The following is an 878-nucleotide window of genomic DNA, read 5'->3' on the forward strand; positions in this document are numbered from 1 at the left end:
TATTCGGGCAGTACAGTTTGTGCACCATCGCGTTCTTCACTCATGACCGGCCAGCATACAGGGCATACCTTTATACGTGGCAACCGAGAACACAAGCCAGAAGGACAATACCCTATTCGAGCTGAGGATTTTACCATTGCTGAGCTATTTAAACAAGCCGGTTATGCCACAGGAGCCTTTGGTAAGTGGGGATTGGGATACCCTGGTTCTGAAGGAGATCCCAATAACCAGGGATTCGACACCTTCTTTGGCTACAACTGCCAAATGTTAGGCCATCATTATTATCCTTATTTCTTGCGCTCTAACCAGGATAGCCTTGTGTTGGAGGCCAATGCCGGACAAAAAACAGGCATATATGCTCCTAACTTAATCCATGATAAAACACTGAAGTTTATCGAAGATCATAAGGATGAGTCTTTCTTTTGCTATGTACCATCCATTATTCCTCATGCCGAGTTGTTTGCACCGGAAGAATATATGGAGAAGTTCAGAGGAAAATATGATCCCGAACATGCCTATAAAGGACTTGATAAGGGTAAAGGATTCAGAAAAGGTCGCTATGGCTCACAACCGGAGTCACACGCTGCCTTTGCTGCCATGGTAACCCTTTTGGACGACCAGGTGGGTGAGATTGTGGACAAAGTAGAAGAGTTAGGATTGAGCGATAATACCTTGATTATTTTTACTTCAGATAACGGCCCTCATAAAGAAGGAGGCGCCCAGCCTGGTTATTTTAACAGTAACGGTGCCTACAAAGGTTACAAGCGTGACTTGTACGAAGGGGGTATTCGTGTACCATTTATTGCCAGCTGGCCTGGCCAAATTAAAGCAGGTACAACATCAGATCACATCTCTGCTTTTTGGGATATGATGCCAAC

General features: G+C 44.9%; 1 protein-coding gene. It reads left to right on the forward strand.

The features are described 5' to 3' along the window. Positions 1 to 878: sulfatase-like hydrolase/transferase (locus tag FNN09_RS20875; protein ID WP_143304426.1), on the forward strand; the 878-nt coding region annotated here is incomplete at both ends.

This window comes from Carboxylicivirga sp. M1479 (genome assembly GCF_007097485.1).
In the GTDB taxonomy this organism is placed as follows: domain Bacteria; phylum Bacteroidota; class Bacteroidia; order Bacteroidales; family Marinilabiliaceae; genus Carboxylicivirga.